Source organism: Micromonospora sp. NPDC047740 (genome assembly GCF_043204735.1).
GTDB lineage: Bacteria > Actinomycetota > Actinomycetes > Mycobacteriales > Micromonosporaceae > Micromonospora.
In genome coordinates, this window is record NZ_JBIDCT010000050.1 from 1 (window position 1) to 1,957 (window position 1,957).

The 1,957-nt window shown below is 71.7% G+C and carries 1 protein-coding gene; it reads right to left on the reverse strand.

What is annotated here, in order from left to right; genetic code table 11:
• The coding region (locus ACGF4F_RS37325; protein ID WP_393085246.1) for an amino acid adenylation domain-containing protein at window positions 1–1,957 on the reverse strand (1,957 nt) is incomplete at both ends.

Genomic DNA, 1,957 nt, shown 5'->3' on the forward strand with positions numbered 1-1,957 from the left:
GGTCGACCGGCCCGTCGAACCGCAGCGCGTTCGGCAGGTTGTAGGTGGCACTGGGCCCCTCGAGCTGAGCCAGGAACCACAACCGGCGCTGCGCGAAGGACAGCGGGGGTGTGGCCGGGCGGGTCCCGGCGGTCAGCGTAGGCCGGTCGGTGCCGGTCAGGCGGGTGGCGAGCGCGGCGATGGTCGGGGCCTCGAAGATGGCCCTGGTCGGCAGGTCGGCGTTCAGCGTCGTGCGGATCCGGCTGACCAGCCGGGTCGCGAGCAGTGAATGCCCGCCGAGGTGGAAGAAGTTGTCGTCGATGGTCACGCCGGTGGTGCCGAGGACCTCGGCGAACAGCTCGGCGAGCACCGTCTCGGCCGGGGTCCGCGGGGCGCGTCCGCCGCTGCCGGCCGGGGTCTCCGGCGCGGGCAGGGCCTTGCGGTCGATCTTGCCGTTCGCCGAGACGGGCAGGCTGTCCAGCAGCACGAACACCGCCGGCACCATGTAGTCGGGCAGCCGCTCCTCGGCGTGCCGCCGCAGCCGGTCGGGATCGGTCTCGTCGGCCGTCACGTACGCCACCAGACGCTGATCGCCGGGCCGGTCCTCGCGGACGAGTACCGCCGCCTGGAGTACCTCCGGATGCTGAACGAGGCAGTTCTCCACCTCGCCGAGCTCGATCCGGAAGCCGCGGAGTTTGACCTGGTGGTCGACGCGGCCGAGGAAGTCGAGGGTGCCGTCGGGGAGCCAGCGGGCGAGGTCGCCGGTGCGGTAGAGGCGGCTGCCGGGGGTGCCGTGCGGGTTGGCGGTGAAGCGTTCGGCGGTGAGGTCGGGGCGGTTGTGGTAGCCGCGGGCGAGTTGGACGCCGGCCAGGTAGAGCTCGCCGGGGACGCCGGGTGGCAGCGGCCGGAGGCGCCGGTCCAGCACGTACACCTGGGTGTTCTGGATCGGGCGTCCGAGGGTCACCCGCGCACCGGGCGTCAACTCGATGGAGGTCGCCCAGACGGTGGCCTCGGTCGGGCCGTACATCACAGTCACGCCGGCGCTGTTTCCGCACATCTCGCCGGCCAGGTCGGCGGGCAGCAGTTCGCCGCCGACGATCATCCGCACGCCGGCCATGGCCGGCTCGGTCACTGCGGTGCTCCACCAGGACGGCGTGCCCTGCACCACCGTGACACCGTGTTTGCGGATCCAGGCGCCGACCTCGGCCGGGCTCTGCACCACGTTCCGCGGGGCCAGCACGACGGACGCGCCGGCCAACAGCGGCACGTAGAGCTCCAGCGCCGCGATGTCGAAGCTCACCGTAGTGATCGCGAGAAGCCGGTCCGCCGGGGTCAGCCGCAGCCGGGCGTCCATGTCGTCCAGGAAGTTGTCCAGCGCCCGCCGGCTCACCATGACGCCCTTGGGCCGGCCGGTGGAACCGGAGGTGTAGATGAGGTACGCGGTGTTGTCCGGGTGCGTTCCGGGCGTCGGGTTGGTGGTGGGCTGGGCGGCCACGGATGCGATGGCGTCCGGCCGGTCGAGGTAGAGGGTCGCCGTGGTGGCGGGCACACCGCCCCCGGTGGTGGTGATGAGGAGCTCCGGGCGGGCGGTGTCGAGCAGCTGCTGGATGCGGGTGGCGGGGTGGTCCGGGTCGATGGGGAGGTAGGCGGCCCCGGTCTTGCCGATGGCCAGCAGGGCAACGAGCAGGTCGACCGTGCGGGGCAGGGCGACGGCGACGATAGCGCCGGGCCCCAGGCCGAGGTGATGGGCCAGCTGATTGGCGCGGCTGTTGAGCTGTTGGTAGGTGAGTGTGGTGGCCCCGTCGGTGACCGCAATGGCGTGCGGGCTTTCGGAAACCTGGCGCTCGAAGCGCTGGATGAGGGTCGTGGGGGTGTGGCCGCTCGTGGTGTTGTTCCAGGTGGTGAGGATCTGGTGGTGTTCGTTGGGTAGGAGGATGTCGAGGTCGTCGATGGGGGTGTGTGGGTGGTTGGCGGCTGC